15 protein-coding genes and 3 tRNA genes are annotated in these 17,979 nt (G+C 62.0%); 11 read left to right on the top strand and 7 right to left on the bottom strand.

Annotated features, from left to right (window positions below; genetic code table 11):
• Positions 1–3 precede the first annotated feature (3 nt).
• Complete coding sequence (locus KR227_RS05465) at positions 4–390, top strand: globin (protein ID WP_218364199.1); 387 nt, start codon at positions 4–6, stop codon at positions 388–390.
• Here the strand turns inward: KR227_RS05465 and KR227_RS05470 are convergent.
• A complete protein-coding gene (locus tag KR227_RS05470; protein WP_370625174.1) occupies positions 387–1,013 on the bottom strand; it encodes a hypothetical protein in 627 nt (208 codons plus the stop codon). The two genes, KR227_RS05465 and KR227_RS05470, sit on opposite strands and share 4 nt — an antisense overlap.
• 15 nt (positions 1,014–1,028) lie before the next feature.
• Complete coding sequence (locus KR227_RS05475; protein ID WP_151529744.1) at positions 1,029–1,496, bottom strand: thioesterase family protein; 468 nt, start codon at positions 1,494–1,496, stop codon at positions 1,029–1,031.
• Positions 1,497–1,711: 215 nt separating this feature from the next.
• On the opposite strand from KR227_RS05475, the gene pdxY reads away from it, so the two are divergent.
• On the top strand, positions 1,712–2,563 hold the full coding sequence (pdxY, locus tag KR227_RS05480) for a pyridoxal kinase PdxY (protein ID WP_218364201.1): 852 nt from the start codon (positions 1,712–1,714) through the stop codon (positions 2,561–2,563).
• A gap of 117 nt (positions 2,564–2,680) precedes the next feature.
• Here pdxY and ettA read toward each other — a convergent pair whose 3' ends face one another.
• The 3 genes from ettA to KR227_RS05495 all read right to left on the bottom strand — a co-directional run bounded on the left by ettA (position 2,681) and on the right by KR227_RS05495 (position 7,315).
• Positions 2,681–4,351, bottom strand: coding sequence for an energy-dependent translational throttle protein EttA (ettA, locus tag KR227_RS05485; protein ID WP_218364202.1), 1,671 nt, complete (start codon positions 4,349–4,351; stop codon positions 2,681–2,683).
• Positions 4,352–4,496: 145 nt separating this feature from the next.
• A complete protein-coding gene (locus KR227_RS05490; RefSeq protein WP_151529747.1) occupies positions 4,497–4,949 on the bottom strand; it encodes a single-stranded DNA-binding protein in 453 nt (150 codons plus the stop codon).
• 161 nt (positions 4,950–5,110) lie between these two features.
• Entirely contained in the window at positions 5,111–7,315 is a 2,205-nt protein-coding gene (locus tag KR227_RS05495; RefSeq protein ID WP_255549104.1) for a cytochrome c oxidase assembly protein, read from the bottom strand.
• A gap of 172 nt (positions 7,316–7,487) precedes the next feature.
• On the opposite strand from KR227_RS05495, the gene KR227_RS05500 reads away from it, so the two are divergent.
• The 4 genes from KR227_RS05500 to orn all read left to right on the top strand — a co-directional run bounded on the left by KR227_RS05500 (position 7,488) and on the right by orn (position 10,142).
• Positions 7,488–7,561 (top strand) — tRNA-Arg (locus tag KR227_RS05500).
• A 106-nt stretch (positions 7,562–7,667) separates the two neighbouring features.
• On the top strand, positions 7,668–8,633 hold the full coding sequence (locus KR227_RS05505) for an ornithine cyclodeaminase (RefSeq protein ID WP_370625175.1): 966 nt from the start codon (positions 7,668–7,670) through the stop codon (positions 8,631–8,633).
• Positions 8,634–8,653: 20 nt separating this feature from the next.
• Complete coding sequence (gene cmrA, locus KR227_RS05510) at positions 8,654–9,454, top strand: mycolate reductase (RefSeq protein WP_218364203.1); 801 nt, start codon at positions 8,654–8,656, stop codon at positions 9,452–9,454.
• A 43-nt stretch (positions 9,455–9,497) separates the two neighbouring features.
• Complete coding sequence (gene orn, locus KR227_RS05515) at positions 9,498–10,142, top strand: oligoribonuclease (protein ID WP_218364383.1); 645 nt, start codon at positions 9,498–9,500, stop codon at positions 10,140–10,142.
• 61 nt (positions 10,143–10,203) lie between these two features.
• Here the strand turns inward: orn and KR227_RS05520 are convergent, their stop codons facing one another.
• The gene (locus tag KR227_RS05520) at positions 10,204–11,823 is read right to left on the bottom strand and encodes an aspartate:alanine exchanger family transporter (RefSeq protein WP_218364204.1); all 1,620 of its coding nucleotides are present in this window, start codon (positions 11,821–11,823) and stop codon (positions 10,204–10,206) included.
• Positions 11,824–12,118: 295 nt separating this feature from the next.
• Between KR227_RS05520 and KR227_RS05525 the strand changes: the two genes are divergently transcribed.
• The 3 genes from KR227_RS05525 to KR227_RS05535 all read left to right on the top strand — a co-directional run bounded on the left by KR227_RS05525 (position 12,119) and on the right by KR227_RS05535 (position 14,963).
• A tRNA-His gene (locus KR227_RS05525) sits at positions 12,119–12,191 on the top strand.
• A gap of 348 nt (positions 12,192–12,539) precedes the next feature.
• Positions 12,540–13,847 (top strand): hypothetical protein, encoded by a 1,308-nt coding sequence (locus tag KR227_RS05530; RefSeq protein ID WP_218364205.1) that lies wholly within the window; start codon positions 12,540–12,542, stop codon positions 13,845–13,847.
• Positions 13,848–13,949: 102 nt separating this feature from the next.
• The gene (locus KR227_RS05535; RefSeq protein ID WP_255549105.1) at positions 13,950–14,963 is read left to right on the top strand and encodes an LLM class flavin-dependent oxidoreductase; all 1,014 of its coding nucleotides are present in this window, start codon (positions 13,950–13,952) and stop codon (positions 14,961–14,963) included.
• 91 nt (positions 14,964–15,054) lie between these two features.
• Here the strand turns inward: KR227_RS05535 and KR227_RS05540 are convergent, their stop codons facing one another.
• The gene (locus KR227_RS05540; protein WP_218364387.1) at positions 15,055–16,308 is read right to left on the bottom strand and encodes an Ig-like domain-containing protein; all 1,254 of its coding nucleotides are present in this window, start codon (positions 16,306–16,308) and stop codon (positions 15,055–15,057) included.
• A gap of 386 nt (positions 16,309–16,694) precedes the next feature.
• Between KR227_RS05540 and KR227_RS05545 the strand changes: the two genes are divergently transcribed.
• A tRNA-Lys gene (locus tag KR227_RS05545) sits at positions 16,695–16,767 on the top strand.
• Between the two features lie 86 nt (positions 16,768–16,853).
• Positions 16,854–17,903 (top strand): excalibur calcium-binding domain-containing protein, encoded by a 1,050-nt coding sequence (locus KR227_RS05550; protein WP_218364206.1) that lies wholly within the window; start codon positions 16,854–16,856, stop codon positions 17,901–17,903.
• Positions 17,904–17,979 lie beyond the last annotated feature (76 nt).

The following is a 17,979-nucleotide window of genomic DNA, read 5'->3' on the forward strand; positions in this document are numbered from 1 at the left end:
GACATGACTGAACCGCGCAGCGTCTTTGAGGAGATCGGCGAGGACACCTTCGATCGTTTAGTGGCCGGGTTTTATGCCCGTGTCAAAGACGATGACATCCTCGGCCCCATGTACCCAGCCGAGGACATGGCGGGAGCCGAGTGGCGGCTGAAAATGTTTCTCATCCAATTCTGGGGCGGCCCGGGCGAGTATTCCGCCCAGCGGGGGCATCCGCGGCTGCGCATGCGGCATGCGCCTTTTCAGATTGATGCGGCCGCCGCGGAGCGCTGGCTGGAGCTGATGAAAGCCTCCATGGATGAGCTATCCCCCGAGCAGCTTTCCGACGCCCACCGTGCCGCGGTGTGGGAGCACATGGTGCGGGTGGCCTATATGCTGGTCAATCACACCTAGAGCAGGCTGGTGAGGGACTCCGCACCGGCGCGGTACCACACCGAGCCGTAGTAGGCGTCGATACGCACCCACCTGCCCGAGCGCGACACCAGCAAACGATTATGGCTGGGCTCCGAGGTATCTGTGGGAATAAAGCCGAAGGCGTTGAGCGCGAATACCGCGCGCATCGGCACCTCTACCGTGATCTCGCCGGCGCTGCAGCTGATCACCGTGGAGTTGAGCAGGGATACTGGCGGCCCCATGGTGGTAGAAAATTGCTTTGCCAAGCCGCGCCCGGCATCCACGAGCTGCCGTACCGCGGCTCCGGGGATGGACTCGATGAGCTCCCACCCGTCTTCTGGGGGCAGGGCACCCGGCCACGACAGGGCGCCGCCGGGAGCGGGACTGGGCTGGGGGTCTAACCCCGTGCCCTCGGAGGTGAGCAGATCCTGGGCCCGATACACGGCCCCATCGCTGGCGATGGTTCCCTCCGCACGCCGTCCTGCGAGCACCGAAAAGGGGGTGTGCACAAAACACTCCAGCCCGCCGGAGCGGCGGGCGATACGGATATGGGCGTCACTGTCGAGCGCGAGAGCGCGCGTAATCAGCGCGAGGATTCCCTGCTGTCCTGAGGAAAGCTGCACCACAACCTCGCCGCTCTAGTTACTGCCGTCCGAGATCGCCTTGGTCTCCTCGGCGCGGGTGAGCACGGAGATCTCCCGCTCGCTAATCGGGCGCGGGCTCGAGGTGTGCAGGTCCATCGCGATCTGCACGACTTCGATAATGCAGCAAATCTTGCCGTGGCGATCCTTCAGCTTCTGCCGCGAGGTAAAGGAGGTGTGGCCGATGCTAATGACTTGGGTATCCACCGTCACCGCCGTGGTGTCGGTGAGCACCGGGGCGAGATAGTCGGCATCAAGGCGACGCACGAACACAGTGGGGATCTCGAGGCCGCGGGGCACGAACTCGTCGATAGCAAAACGCATCCGCGCCTCCTGAGCAATCTCCACATAGATGGAGTTGCTCATGTGCCCGAAGCGGTCAAAGTCGGTCCAGCGCACCGGAATGGCGCAGGAATGAATGGGGCCGGGCGTGGAGCTTTCCACATGGGCGGCTGTTTCGGTCATCGTGGTTACCTTCTTACATACAATGCGTTCGCTCAGATGCGTACCTAGGCCATTGTGCCAGTGCGGGCGCGCCCGTGCACGGGATTGGCGCCCACGATTAATAGCGCCGCCTGTGGTGTGGCACCGCCGGACCGTTGCGCGCCCCACCTCGCCGCCCGTGGTGTGGGCGCACCCATATTTTCTTTTCTTTCACGTTTTCTAGCACAATGGTGAGAATGAACATCCTGTCAATCCAATCGCACGTCACCTATGGGCACGTCGGCAATTCCGCCGCCGTGTTCCCGCTCCAGCGCATGGGCCACGAGGTGTGGGCTATCAACACCGTGGAGTTTTCCAACCACACCGGCTATGGCGCCTGGCGCGGACCGCTGATGCCCGCCTCTGATGTCACAGACATCGTCACCGGCCTCGAGGAGCGCGAGGTACTGGGCTCGGTGGATGCCGTATTGTCTGGCTACCAGGGCGGCCCCGACATCGCTGATGCGATCCTCGACGCCGTGGCGCGGGTGAAAAAGCACAACCCGAATGCCATCTACGTGTGCGATCCGGTGATGGGCAATGCCAAGTCTGGATGCTTCGTCTCCGACGCCATCCCGCCGCTACTGCGCGACAAGGTGGTGCCGCAGGCCGATGTGATCGTGCCCAACCAGTTCGAACTGGGCTACTTGGTAGACCGCGAGGTCTCCGATCTGGATTCCACCCTCGCCGCCGTGGACGCCGCCTTCGATCTTGGCCCCTCCGCGGCACTGGTGACCTCCGTGGAGCGCCCCGATCGCGAGGAGGGCACAGTGGAGATGCTGGCCGTCGATGAGAAGGGTGCCTGGCTGGTCACCACCCCGAAGCTGCCGATTAAGATCAACGGCTCCGGCGATGTCACCGCCGCGCTTTTCACCGGCCACTACACCGAGGGCCGCGACGCCGCCGCCGCACTCGCTGCCACCACCTCCTCCATTTTCGACCTGGTGGAGGCGACCTACACCGCGGGCAGCCGTGAGCTCAAGCTCATCGAAACCCAGGAGGCCTTCGCGCACCCGCGCATGCAGTTTGAGGTGCGCCAAGTGCGCTAAATACCCTTCGCCTTTAGACGACACCACCGCCGCTGAGCTGCTTTTCAGCTCGGCGGCGGTGGTGTTTTCGCGGCAGCACCGGCCCCGCTGTGGGGGCGGGTGCCTAGGCCTCGGTGTTTAACGAGAGAGCTTGCGGTGGGTCACACGCGAGGGGCGTGCGGCCTCCTGGCCGAGGCGCTCCACCTTGTTCTTCTCATAGTCCTCGAAGTTGCCTTCGAACCAGAACCACTGGCCCTCGGCGATATTGCCTTCCCAGGCCAGGATGTGGGTACAGGTGCGGTCCAGGAACCAGCGATCGTGGGAGATCACCACGGCACAGCCGGGGAACTTCTGCAGCGCGTTTTCCAGCGAGCTCAGGGTTTCCACATCGAGGTCGTTGGTCGGCTCGTCCAGCAGGATCAAGTTGCCGCCCTGCTTCAAAGTCAGCGCAAGGTTCAGGCGGTTGCGCTCACCACCGGAGAGCACCTTGGCCGGCTTCTGCTGGTCCGGGCCCTTGAAGCCGAATGCAGACAGGTAGGCACGCGAGGGCATCTCGTTTTGACCGACGTGAATATAGTCGAGCCCATCGGAGACAACTTCCCAGACAGTCTTGTCGCCGTCGATGTTCTCGCGGTTCTGGTCCACATAGGACAGCTGCACGGTCTGGCCCACCTTGACCTCGCCGGAGTCCGGCTCCTCGAGGCCAACAATGGTTTTAAACAGCGTGGACTTACCCACACCATTGGGGCCGATCACGCCCACGATGCCGTTGCGCGGCAGGGTGAAGGAGAGATCCTTAATCAGAGTGCGGCCATCGAAGCCCTTGGTGAGGTTCTGCACCTCCACCACCTGGTTACCCAAGCGCGGCGGGGTGGGGATCTGAATCTCTTCAAAGTCGAGCTTCTTGTACTGCTCGGCTTCCTTGGCCATCTCCTCGTAGCGCTCCAGACGGGCCTTGTTCTTGGCCTGGCGGGCCTTGGCGCCGGAGCGGACCCACGCCAGCTCGTCCTTGAGGCGCTTGCGCAGCTTCGCGTCCTTCTTACCGGCCACCTCGAGGCGCTCGGCCTTCTTCTCCAGGTAGGTGGAGTAGTTGCCCTCGTAGGGGTAGAGCTTGCCGCGGTCGACCTCGCAGATCCAGCCGGCCACGTGATCGAGGAAGTAACGATCGTGGGTCACGGCCAGCACGGCGCCGGGGTAGTCCGCCAGGTGCTTCTCCAGCCACAGCACGGACTCGGCGTCCAGGTGGTTAGTGGGCTCGTCCAGCAGCAACAGGTCCGGCTCGGAGAGCAGCAGCTTGGCTAGGGCCACGCGGCGGCGCTCACCACCGGAGAGGTGGTTGACGGGCTCATCGGATGGCGGGCAGCGCAGGGCCTCCATGGCCTGCTCGATTTTGGAGTCCACTTCCCAGGCGTCAGCGGCATCCAGCTCCTCTTGGAGCTTGCCCATCTCTTCCATGAGCTCATCGGTGTAATTGGTGGCCATCTCCTCGGCGATGGCCTCGAAGCGCTGCTTCTTTTCGAAGATGCCGCCCAGGCCCTCTTCCACGTTCTCGCGGACGGTCTTTTCCTCATTCAGCGGCGGCTCCTGCTGCAAGATGCCGACGGTGGCACCGGAATCCAGGAAGGCCTCGCCATTGGAGGGCTGGTCCAGCCCGGCCATAATCTTCAGAATCGAGGACTTACCGGCGCCGTTTGGACCAACGACACCGATCTTCGCGCCCGGATAAAAGGCCATGGTGACATTGTCCAGAATGACCTTGTCACCATGGGCCTTACGGACGTTTTTCATGGTGTAGATAAACTCGCCCAACTTATGTAACTCCCTATTAAATATGACGTGCACGTTAAGTAATGAGCAGCCGCCCCAGCCCACGCAGTGGGCAGGGCTAAAACGCTGCTAGCCGCCTTAAAGGGTACATGAGTTCCAGCGCGGGCACCTACATTGCACCACGGGCTTAGAAGGGCACGGATTCGGCCTCCTCCCCCAGCGCTTTCGCGGCGGCGGCGCGATTATCCGCGGCGGTATCCGCCACGCTATCCTCACTGCCCGCGCCGACGCGCAGCAGCGAGCGGGTGACATCGCTGCCAACAAACTGGGCCTTAAACTTCACTTGGCTGCGCTTGGAGGTCACCCCATTGTCTTCCACCTCCCAGACATCGGTATAGAAGTGGCCGACAAGAATCACGCTCATGCCGCAGCGCAAGGCGTGTGCGGCCGGGGAGGCGATCCGGCCCCAGCATTCGACATCCACCCACAGCTCGCTGACTTGCTCCCAGTCTCCCTGCTCATTTTGGCGGGATTTGGAGGAGCAGACGCGAAACTTGGTGAGTTCCTTGCCGCTGGGAAATAGCCGGTATTCGGGCTCGGTGCCGAGATTGCCCATCAGAGTGGTTTGGATCATTGGCATAGCTGCACGGTCCTTTCTGGTGTTCTTTGTTGCGTGCGATCACCAGAGTGGCCCATCCACCCTCGCGCCGGCCCGAGAGAGCACTCGGGCCTGTGGATAACTGCCTCGCCCACCCCCACGGGGCTGAGGTTATCCACAGGCCCTAGTCCACAGACCCAGTGTTAGCGGCGGCGCGGCCGCGAAATGTCCTTATTGTGGTAGTCGTCCTGCCTGTCCTCGCCGCGGCTGACCTGCTGCAGCCACTGGTTATAGGCCTCGAGCTGCTCATCGTCGGTGGCATCCGCCTGCGTGTCATAGGCGCGGGACTCGCGGCGATCCGCGGTCAGCCACTTGCGCAGCACCACAATGTAGACGATCACCAGCGGGAATGCGCCGGATGCCCAGGCGATGCCGCCGCCCACAGTCTGATCCCAGAGCAGGTCCACCTCCCAGGGCAAACCGAGGGTGCTGTAGAACTCCTCGCCCATCACCTGCTGGGTCTGCATGAGATAGACCGCGAAGTACATGTGGAAAGGAAGCGAGAAGGTCAGCCACGCTGTCTTCGACATGGGCGAGCGCTGCACCGGCAGCGGGTCGGTGGCCATGATGTCCCAGTAGTACATGTAGCCCGACCACAAAAACAGCACATTCATGCTCAGGTGTCCGGCGTGCTCGGAAATCGCCACCTCGTACAGGCTCGGCACCAGATACATCAGATAGAAGATCACGAGGAACTGCACGGTGTTAAACACTGGGTGCACCACCACCCGCAGCACGGGATTATCGAGGGCGATCTCCGCGAATTCATAGAGTCCCGGCACATCGCTTGTCGACGGCTCATTGGCTTTCAACGCCAGCTGCAGCGGATAGCCCAGCACCCAGAACACGGGGATGGTCATAGACAGGATCATGTGCCCGACCATGTGCATCGAGAAGGTGGCCGGGATATTCATGCCGATACCCGAGCTCATGGTGATCACCAGGGTGGCGCAGCCAAGCAGGAACCAGGCGCTGCGGCGAACCGGCCAGCTCTCGCCCTTGCGGCGCAGCTTGATGAGACCGTATATATACAGTCCCGCGAGGATCAGCCCGAAGGTGGCGAAGGCGATATCGAAGCGCCACATCGTCCACACATTCCAGATCGTGGGCTCCTCGTAGAGCTTGTAGCCCAGCTGGATATCCATGGTGTTGATATCCGCTACCAGCGGCGGGGGCGGCGGGGTGCGGCCCAGGGAGACGGCAACACCGGTGACCGCGCCCATCACCAGCACCTCCACGATGGCGATGCGGCGGAAGGTGCGGTGATCATTCGGGTCGCGCTCCAGCCGCGGGATGGCAATGCGGCGGTGGGCGAAGCCGAAGAGACCAAGCACCACCACGCCCACGGCCTTGGCGGTAATCAACAGGCCATAGCCGGAGGTGAGCCAGTCCGAGAAGTCGATGCGCACGGCGGCGTTAAGCAGACCGGACAGCGTCATGCCGATGACAGCCACCAGCGCGAGCGGGGAATAGCGTCGAACAGCAATATCGAGGTGGGTACCCCGACGGCGGCCATGCGCGATAAGCGCCATGAGCCCACCGACCCACAGCACCATGAACAGCAGGTGCCAGAGATAGGAGTTCGTGCCGTAGTCGTGATTACCGCCGCTGGCGGAGTGCCCCTCCATACCCAGCGGGACGATCATGAGCACCGACAGCAGCAGCCACACTGGCTGCATAATCCACTTCTTGCTCAAGAGCGCCCCCAGCCCGACGACCAGGGCGACACAGGCCACCACAATCCAAGCCAGCGAAGTGGAGACCTGGGAGATCGCGATGGACCAATTCCCCGGCTTCATCGCCTGCCACAGCGGCTCGCCGGAGACATCCGAGAGATACATCGGCACCATCGCCACCGCGATCATGCCGAAGCACAGCGCCGCCACCGCGCCGGTGCGGCTGGCCAAGGAGCCATCCACGCCGAGTTCCGCTACCCGCAGCCGGGTGGCCAGTTCTGATTCGCGGTGAAACTCATAGCCATAGCCGCTGGCTTGGGAGCGCTGCTCCGCCGCCGCCAGCCGGCGTTTGTCCACGTACATCTCGCTGACGTGCTGGGTACGCGGCGGGGTAAGAAAAGAGCTGAAATAAAAGGAGCCCACAGCAAGCGCGGCCAGCATCATTCCCCCGGCGCGCAAAAAGGGCAGCCCGGCGGTGGTGGCCGGGCCGGGGTCGGGAATACCCAGCGCCGCTAGGGAGGCACTCAGGAATTGCCATGAAATGAGGCCCGCAACCAGTCCTGCTGTAGTGAAAAATAGCACGTAGAGCGCCTTGCTGGGGCGCGCTGGGGAGGAAGGGGCCGAGGGTGCCGGTGCGGTTGTACCAGCGGAGATGCTCGTCGCTTCAGCCATGTTCTTAGGATAGCCGCCAGCCCGAGGATCGTTAATTGACCATGACCTCAATTCCTCCTAGCACCCACAAGCCAGCGCTGCGGTCCCGCCTTTTGCGCGCTGCTCAGCGCGGTGACTAACATACGTAGGCATCGCTGTGCACGCGCCCGCTCGGCGCCCCGTGCAGCGATATACCTCCGTAGCTCAGTGGATTAGAGCAGTGGGTTTCTACCCCATGTGTCGCGGGTTCGAGTCCTGCCGGGGGTACTTTTTATGGGCGATCCGCACTGCCCTCGAGAAGTGCTGTCCGCTTCCCGACGTCCCATCCCCTCATACGCGGGGTCGCACAGCGCATTCCCGCAGGCTGAGACATGTGTCACCTTGGTACCCGGAGTGTTTTAGTAAGCTCGACGGCATGCTCATTATTGATCACGACACAGTCGAAGCCCATTTGCCCAGCCCCGCCGCAGCCGTGGAGTCCATTAAAGAGGCATTGATCGCCATCGCTGATGGCTCGGCCAACACCGTGCCGAAGATTCAGGTGAGCGCCGGCGAGGGCCGCTCCTATTCCAACTCGATGCCCGCCGCCTGGCCAGATCGCAATCTTTTTGGCACCAAGTGGGTGACACTCACCCCGAACAACCCAGAGAAGGGCCTGCCCTTCGTCCAAGGCAGCGTGCTGCTCTCCGACCCAGATGATGGCTCTACCCTCGCCATTCTCGACGCCGCCCCGCTGACCGCTTTCCGTACCGCCGCCGTCACCGGCGCCAGCCTCGCTATCGACGGCGGGGAGCGCCGTGATGTGACCTTCCTCGGCACCGGGGTGCAGGCCCGCTCGCATGCCCAGATTCTCGAGGGACTCGGCTATGAGGAAATGACCGTGTGGGGACGTAGCTCCTCCTCCCTCGACGCGCTGATGGAGTGGGCCGCCGAGCACACTCCCGGCATCACCTTGAAGCCCACCTTGGATCGCGATGGTGCGATCCGCGACGCCGGGGTGATTATCACCGGCCTCGCCATGCGGGTACCGGGACAGGAGATCACCTCCGCGCAGGTGCGCGATGATGTGACCCTGCTGCCGCTGGACTATGGCACCGTGGTGGGCAAGGAACTGGCCGCCGCCAGCACTCTTGTCGCCGATGATCCCACCCAGTACGAGGCACTGCGGCCGGCGAAGATCGCCGAGGACTACCCCAAGGCCACCGGCGCTACCGGCGATCTGCTGAATGGCGATCGCCCCGAGGGCATTGTGGTGGCACAGAATCTGGGCTCCGGTCTCGGAGATATCGTTATTGGCAACGACGTGCTCGCCTCCTACCGCGCCGCCAACTCCAACTAATTAGGATTCATCACCTCATCATGTCTCTTCCTCTCCCCCAACCCCAGCAGCGGGCCGTAGTCACCGGCGCCAGCCAGGGCATTGGCCGCGCGATTGCCCGGGATCTCGCCGCAGCGGGCCATAACCTCATTCTTGTTGCACGCCGCGAGGCCGTGCTGCAGGATCTGGCGGCAGAACTCGTCGATAAGCATGGCGTGGAAGTGGAGGTGCGCGCTGTTGATTTGGCCCGCGCCGACGCCCGCGCCGAGCTGGTCGATGAGCTGGCCCAGCGCGAGATTTCCATCATCATCAACTCCGCCGGCATCGCCAGCTTCGGCGCCTTCCGCGATCAGGACTGGAACTATGAGCAGGATCAGTTCGAGCTCAACGCCCGGGCCGTATTCGAGCTCACCCATGCCGTGCTGGCGGGAATGCTCCAGCGGGGCGAGGGCGCGATCCTCAACGTGGGCTCGGCGGCCGGCAATGTGCCGATCCCGAATAACGCCACCTACGTCTTCACCAAGGCGGGCGTGAACGCCTTTACCGAGGCGCTGCACTATGAGCTGCGCAAGACTGGGGTGCACTGCACCCTGCTGGCTCCTGGGCCGGTGCGCGAGGCGGAGATCGCCGAGGAGGAGAAGTCCATCGTGGACAAGGTGGTGCCCGACTTCCTGTGGACCACCTATGAATCCTGTTCGAAAGAAACCCTCGAGGCTTTGGCCAATAACCGGCGCCGCGTGGTGCCGGGGCCGCTATCGAAGGTCATGAATGCGGTATCCACGGTGGCCCCGACGGGCCTACTCGCGCCACTGATGGGTTCCTTCTATGCTCGAATGGGTTAACCATTGTTGTTCCTCTCAACCCTAGAAAGCGCCCTCCGTGAGCATGTCTGAGCCGCAGCTACCCGCAAAATATGATCGCCTCGTGTGGATCGACCTGGAGATGACGGGTCTCGATCCCGCGCGACATGTGATCGTGGAGATCGCCGCCGTGGTCACCGACGCCCAGCTGAATATCCTCGGCGAGGGCGTGGACATCGTGGTGCACGCCAGTGAAGAAGAGCTGGCCCAGATGGATGATTTTGTGGCGAATATGCACGCCTCCAGCGGGCTGACCGAGGAGATCACAGCCTCCACTATCAGCCTCGCCGAGGCGGAGCAGACGGTGCTGGAGCTCATCGCGGAGCACTGCGATCCCGAGCACCCCGCCCCCTTGGCCGGTAACTCCATCGCTACCGACCGCGCCTTCATCAAGGCGCATATGCCGGCCCTCGATGCGGCGCTGCACTACCGCATGGTGGATGTCTCCTCCGTCAAGGAACTGGCACGGCGCTGGCAGCCGCGGGTGTACTACCACCAGCCGGACAAGGGCCTCGCCCACCGCGCACTGGCGGATATCGTGGAATCGATCCGCGAACTCGACTACTATCGCCGCGCTCTCTTCGTGGCCGATCCCGGCCCCACATCGGAGAACTGTGGCGACGCCGCCGCTCAGGCCGTCGACCGCTACCGGGAGCATCTCGGACAGTAAAACCACCAACGCCCGCTACCCAGAGTGAAGGTAGCGGGCGTTATGCGTGTCTGCCGCGGGCCTAGACGAGCAGCAGGAAGAGCACTTGGGCGCCGATGATCTTGCCGATCATGCCCACCGGATACACCGTGGCATAGCCCCGCGCGGCGAGATCGGTGCCGGTCTGCGCGTTGAGATAGGCGATAATCGCAGGATTGGTGGAAATACCACCGGCCATGCCCATGGTTTCATCCCATTTCGCCCCCAGCACCCACGCGCCGAGGACGGCCATGGCGATCGCTGCAACGAGCGTGAGAACAAGACCAAAGCCCACGTAGAGCAAGGATTCAACATCAGAGAGCGCCGCGGCGAAGCCGGCCCCGGCGGTGGTGCCCACCCCGGCGAGGAAGAGCGCCAAGCCGATATTGATGAAGATCTTGTTGGCCTGGAAGGGCACGATCCACTGCAACCGGCCGGTGCGGCCACGCCAGCCCAAGAGCAGTCCCACGAGGATGGGGCCGCCACCGAAGCCCAGGGAGAGAGTCAGCCCGCCCGGCATCGGGATCGGAATCATGCCCACCAGGAGTCCGGCGAGCAGCCCCAAGAAGAAGGGGAAGAAATCAAAGTTGCCCAGGGCGTTCTCGCTATCACCGAAGAACTTTCTGGCCTCGGCCATCTTGTGGGTCGGGGTGACGACCCGCACCTTGTCCGAGTATTCCAAACGGGTCGTGGGTGTGGGGATGAAGTCGGAGTCACCGCGACGCACCCGCGCGATCAAAAAACGCTTCTCCGCGAGGCCAAGCTCGTCGATAGTGCGGCCCACGATCTGCGGATTAGACACCGAGAAGCGGCGATAATCGAGATTGTGGTCATCGATGGGGAAATGCACCTCGCGGCCCAGGATGTGTGTGGCTCGCCGGAGCTCCTCCTGCGTGCCGTGAATCAGCAGCACATCGCCGCTCGTCACCTCGGTATCCGCGGTGATGAGGGTTTGGTTCTCCGGATCCTCGTGGTGAATCAGGCGGGTAGCCACCACCTCAGCACCCGTGGGGCGCAGCACCTCAGCGACCGTGCTGGGTTCTATGGGGCCGAGCTCGAGGCCGGTGAGGTGGAGGTCCTCGGTGATCACACCGGCCTCTTTGGCGTCTGCGACGTGATCCACCTTGCGCAGCTTCGCTCCCACGGCGGCCACGAGGATCAGACCCAGAACACCACCCGGATAGGCCAGCGAGTAGCCGATCACGGGCAGCGCTAGCGCTTCGGGGTCAGTGATACCCGAGGCCTTCATGGTTTCCACGATGGCTGCCATACCAGGAGTGGAGGTGACTGCGCCCGTCATGCTGCCGGCGCCTTGGGCGGCGTCGAGCCCCAAGAACTTCACGCCGATATAGGCCAGCACGATCACACCGGTGAGCACGAGACCAGCGAGGGCGCTGATCTTCCAGCCACGGGAGCGGAACTCCGCGAAGAACTGCGCACCGAAGCTCAAGCCGATGGCATACACAAACAGCGCCAGGCCGAAGGTGTACAGCAGCGGCGGGAGCTGGATCTCCGGCTCGACCGCAGAGAAAGCAATGGAGACGAACAACACGGCGGCGGAGCCGAGCGATATGCCGGCCACGTTCACTTTGCCCAGAAGATAGCCGAGGGCAAGTATCGCCATCAGCGCAATCAATGGATTGGCTGCGAGATAATCGAACACGAGGGGTCCTTGGGGAGCGCGGGGGCCCACGAGAGCGGGCCCAGAAGAATATGAGGAGAGAAGCGGCGTGGGCGTGCGACACTCCCCGCTTCCCCGCCCACGCGCGGAGAATGGTGAGAGCATGCGCACCCGTAGGTTCTCAGCAGGGTTACCGTATCACTGAGTCATCCTACGTCAAGTGAGAGCGCCGCATCCCCGCCGCTTGGGCGCCTGCGATTACCCACACCAGCTGCAGTTTTTGCTTTTCTTATGCGGTGCGCTACTATAACTCTCGCTGCAGAAAACGGCAGCGATGGTGGCTGTAGTTCAGCTGGTAGAGCACCAGGTTGTGATCCTGGGTGTCGCGGGTTCGAGTCCCGTCAGCCACCCCGACGATGAGCCCCCGGCCTTGGAAACAGGGTCTGGGGGCTTATTTTATTGCGGAGCCCAGACACACCCGCCGACACATGCGCCCGCACGGGTACGCTGAAAGGCGACACAATCACCCGTATTAGCTGCGCAAAACTAACAAGAAACGCACGTCACAGTTTCCTCTGCTTTAATAACAATCAGATAACAACTATTTGCGTTTTGGCTGCTCAAGACAGTTTCTGGGTTGCATGCTAAGAGCGGTTTCTTGAGTCTTAGTGAGTCTCGTGCACTGCGCCCTGCTAATGCTGAGCAGGGCGCATGCCACCGCGCCTTGTATTTCTCTTCTTTAAGGACTGAACACATTCATGCTTAAACGCGTCATATCCATCACGCTTGCCTTCATTGGCTTGCTCGTGGGCGCCGGCTTCGCCACCGGCCAGGAAACGATTCAATACTTCGTCTCCCACGGCTCCATCGGCATCGCCGGCGCCGTGCTGGCCGGGCTGCTCATCTCCATTGGCGGCATGCTCTCGCTCCAGCTGGGCAGCTATTTCCTGGCCGACGAGCACAACGAGGTATTCCAAGACATCTCCAAGAAGTGGGTGGCCCGCTTCATGGACGTCTCGGTGATGATCACCCTCTTCAGCTTGGGATTCGTGATGCTCGCCGGCGCGGGTTCCACCTTCAACCAGCAGTTCGGCTGGCCCACCTGGGTGGGCTCCACCGTCATGCTGGCGCTGGTGATTGCCTCGGGCTTCCTCGACATCAACAAGGTGTCGAACGTGATTGGCGCGCTCACCCCGGCCATGATCATCGCAGTGATCATCGCCTTCACCTACATGATGTTCAACCTGCCGGACGATCTGTCCAGCCTCAACGATGTGGCCGTGCAGGCCGAATCCCCCATCAGTCCGTGGTGGCTCTCGGCCATTAACTACGCGGGCTTGGTGGAAATCATGGCGATCTCCATGGTGCTCGTGATCGGCGGCAGCTACCTCGACCCGCGCGAATCCTCCCTCGGCGGGCTCGTGGGCGGTATCGCCTACACGGTGCTGCTGGTGATGATCTCGGTGACGCTCTTCCTCGGCGCCGACAAGGTGGAGGGCTCCTCGGTGCCCAACCTCACCCTCTTCGAGGAGATCCACCCGGTGATGGCCATTATCGCGGTGTTCATCGTTTACGCGATGATCTACAACTCCGCTATCGGCATGTTCTACGCCCTGGGCCGCCGCCTCTCCGCGGGCAAGCAGTCTAAGTTCCGCCTCTACTTCATCATCACCACCTTGGTGGGCTACGCCATCTCCTTCATCGGCTTCGGTTCCCTGATGGCGAAGGTGTACCCGATTCTCGGCTACCTCGGCCTGCTGCTCATCGCCGTGCTGGTGATCTTCTATCTCCGCGATCGCCGCAAGATCGCCTCGGAGTCGAAGCGCCGCAATAAGATTCGCGATCTCGCCTACCGTAAGCACCACCCGGATAAGGAGTTCACCGACGATCACGCAGCGGAAATGGAGAAGCTGATGGGGGATTCCCAGATCTCCGATGATTACCTCTCCGATGCGGTGCAGGAGGAAGTGACTGATTCGCTGGTGCAGGATGATTCCGTGGACTTCAGCGAAGAGGACGCCGAGCAGCTGCGCGATACGGATACCCCCGATTCGGCGAAATCCTAAAGCCCTCGCGCCGCGCGCCTGCAGCGTGGCGTCGATAAGCTGAGACTCAGGCCCACCACGTGTGGGCCTTTTCTCTACAGTGGGTAAAAGCACTACTCCCGCATGAGAAAGGCACGCATGATTCCGCTGTCGCTCATCGATTTCGCCCTCGTCTACGACGGGGAACGGCCTCGCGATAGTTTCTCGCGCTCGGTACGGCTTGCGCAGCGCGCAGAGAAACTAGGCTATGAACGCATCTGGTACGCGGAGCACCACAATATGCCGCGTATCGCGTCCTCCGCCCCGGCCGTGCTGATCGCCCACGTGGGCGCGCATACTTCCACCATCAAACTGGGGGCGGGCGGAGTGATGCTGCCGAATCACGCGCCACTGGTGATCGCCGAACAATTCGGGGCCCTAGAGGAGATGTATCCCGGCCGTATCGGGCTGGGCTTGGGCCGTGCCCCGGGTACCGATCAGCGCACTGTGCAGGCTTTACGACGCTCCCCTCGCGCCGCCGAGCGCTTCCCCGAGGATGTCGCCGAAGTGCAGGGCTATCTCTCCGGGGAGAGCCGGATCCCCGGCGTGCAGGCCATTCCCGGCGCCGCCACTGAGGTACCGCTGTATATTCTCGGCTCCTCCCTCTTTGGCGCCCAGCTGGCCGCACAACTCGGCCTGCCCTATGCCTTCGCCTCGCACTTCGCGCCGCAGCACCTCGATGAGGCCATCGCTGTCTACCGCGAGCGCTACCAGCCGAGTGCCGTTAATCCCAACCCCTATGTGATCGCCGCGGTGAATGTGACGGCCGCTGATACCACAGCCCAAGCCCAGGAGGACTGGGAGCAGGTGCGGCGCAGTCGGGTGAAGTCGCTCGCCGCCCGCGGCCGCGAGCTCAGCGAAAAACAGCTCGACGCCTTGCTGCACTCCTATGCGGGTCAGCAGGTGAGCACCATGATGCGCTATACCGCGATCGGCACGAAGCCCGAGGTGCGCAGCTATCTCTCGGAGTTCCAGGAGCGCACCGGCGCTGATGAGCTCATGATCTCGCTGCAATCGCCGTCGCATGCGGCGATGCTGCACGCCATGGAGATCCTCTCCGCCGCATGGGAGCTGCCCGGCGCCGACCCAGCGCTCTAGGGGCATACAACTCTAGGGGTATACACACGACAACGGCCCAGCCAGTGAATAGTTGGCTGGGCCGTTGGTTTCAGGCACTAGAGGAAAGGGTTTACCACGAGGAGGTTTGGTCCGCGTTGCCCTTCTTCCACGTTTCCCAAGGAATATTCCAGTCGCCGAGACCATCAAAGCCGGAGAGCTCGCCGCCGATGGTGTTTTTCACCTTCACCACATCACCGCGCTTGACCAGCTCCTGGAACCACTTGGCGTTCTCCGGAGAGACGTTCACACAGCCGTGGGAGGTATTCGTGCTGCCCTGGGCCCACATGGACCACGGCGCGGAGTGCACATAGATTCCCGACCACGACATCTGGGTGGCCCAGTCCACCTTCTGTCGATAACCACGGGGGCTATCCACGGCTAGGCCGAAGGTAGAAGAATCCATGATCATCGAGGGGTTCTGATCGCCAATCATGTAGGTGCCATTCGGCGTGGGGAAATCCGCATCGCCCAAGGAGACGGGCATCGTCTTGAGCACCTCACCGTTTTTGGTCACCGTCATGGTCTTGGTCGAGTCATCGACGGTGCTGATGATCTCATCACCGATGCTGAACGAGATTTCATTATCGGCGTTGCCGTACATGCCGTTGCCCAAATCGACGCCATAGATATCGGCCCTCACCTCAACCTCGGTGCCGCTGGGCCAGAACTCGGCCGGACGCCAGCGCATCTCCGAATTATTCAGCCAATAGAATGCGCCCTCTACCTCAGGGGTAGTGCTCACGGTAATAGCATCCTGGGCAGCCTGACGATCCGCAATCGGGGCGTTAAAACGGAAAGAGATAGTCTGGCCCACGCCCACGACCGAGCCATCCAGCGGCCCCAAGTAAACAGCCGCCCGGCCATCGGGTGCGACCGTGGTGAAACTTGCCTCGAGAGACTGGCCATTCGCGGCCTGCGCATCCACGGTGTAGGTGCGGTAATAGCCCAGTGGCTCTGTGACATGCCACTTCTTACCGTTGTCGCTGATCTCGGCTTCGACCACCTTGCCAGCTTCGTTCGTCATCGTCACCGACGTCAGGGTGGTATGCTCGACAGTGACCTCGATGGGCTCCGTGGGATTGACATCCGTGGCCTCATCTCCGACATTCAGCTTCGGAGTTTCCTCCTCGCGGACCTTCTCTATCTTGGCCTGCTCAGCTGCCTCTTCTTCCGCGTTGCTGTTACCGATCGTGCATCCGGCAAGAACCAGCGAACACGACACGAGCAGCGCCATCAGCGCTCGCAGCAGCCGAGACTGAGCCCTAAAACCCCCGCTGACCGCGTCCGTCAGCCCACTAAAAGAGAACCGCCCTGTGCTAAACATTTCACTCCGTCGATAAACCATAGTCTCGGTGGATTGTACACGCCCCGCGCCCTCAGACCGCGTCGGAAAAAGCGCTTCCCAAAACCGTGACCAAACTGTTGCTTATCGCATGTCACACGCTCTGGTGTCGACACTGTGTGTCAAAAATCGAGCCCCTCCCCGAGCCTTGTCTGGCAGCTGCCGCGGCACCATCATTCCGACGAGGAGCGCCGCACATTATCCCCACAAACGCAGCGATACACCCCGTCTCACACCACGCATCCACACGCGGCGCGCGAAGCCCGTAAATGGCCCTTGAGCTGGCGATTTTACAAGGTGTGAAACTGTTTGTAATATAACATCTCGTTGCACAGCGCACCGGCCATCACGGCAGGGACGCAGAGCAGGCGCCATTAGCTCAATTGGCAGAGCAGCTGACTCTTAATCAGCGGGTTCGGGGTTCGAGTCCCTGATGGCGCACTTTTTCTTTATATCCCCTCTAGGCGGTTATCTCGCCTAGAGGGGATTGTTGTATCTCTGCACTGGGGCTGTAGGTACGTCGACGCATGCCCCCTGTAGGGGCTAACGCCGTCGCAATCTCACCAAAACCAAGGACCTACGGTGCACGGGGATATATCATCACAGACGCGAGGCACGTACCGCCTCAGCGTGTAGCGAGCATCACCACACGCCTGTACAGCCGCAGCGCCTCCGATAACCAACCATCTCTACCTCATCACGCTACCCAAGGTCCCAACGTGAACAGCCCCCACAACACAAATAGAACTCCAAAGGTTCTTGCCACCGTATCCCTCATCATCGGCGGCCTCCTATTTCTCATCAACCTTCTCACCATCACCAGCGGAACGCGATCATTTATCAGCGGCCTCTTTACCTCCATCGCTATCATCCTCCCCGGCGCAGCGTGGTTTTACTACCAATTCCGCGATAGGAAGCTCCAACAGCAGGTAGAGCGAGACCGGCAACTTGCCGGATACCTCACCGGGGGAGACCGCCAACTCCTACAGGGGGCGTCTGTGCCAGTAACTAAAGCTCCCCGTAAATGGGTGATCATTGCTTTATCTAGCGTCGTGCTGCTTGCCGCAGGAGGGGCAGTTTCGCTTGCCTCGGACGAGAGGGAGTCTTCAGACGGCTCAACCACCAGCACGAGCAAGACAACGACGAGCACCACGAGCAAGACAACGACGAGCACCACTACACCTACTAGGACTGAGCGCTCTACTACCACTAGCACCAGCACGAGCCACAAGAAAGAGTCCCCTAAGCCTGAGCGGCGTAGCAGCACCTCAAATAGCACAACTCAGCCCCAGCGGGATGAGCCGTCGCGGGCGAATATTGTCCCCGCGCCGGAACCCGAGCCTGAACCTGCTCCAACCACGTCGCCCAACCCTGCTCCCGCACCAGCCCCCGCGCCGGCTCCTGCGCCAGCTCCCGCACCAGCTCCCGCACCAGCCCCCGCGCCGGCTCCTGCCAACGCCTACTACCCGAACTGTGACGCAGCCCGAGCCGCTGGCGTAGCCCCCATCTATGCCGGCCAGCCAGGCTATCGCCCTGGGCTCGATCGAGACAAAGACGGCATCGCATGCGATAAGTAACCCTGAGGTTTACTCACAGTATCCACATACCAAGTGGGCACACACTTCACCCCAGTCGGGAGCTCTCCCGGCTGGG

This window comes from Corynebacterium sp. TAE3-ERU30 (assembly GCF_019209925.1).
GTDB classification, from domain to species: domain Bacteria; phylum Actinomycetota; class Actinomycetes; order Mycobacteriales; family Mycobacteriaceae; genus Corynebacterium; species Corynebacterium megadyptis.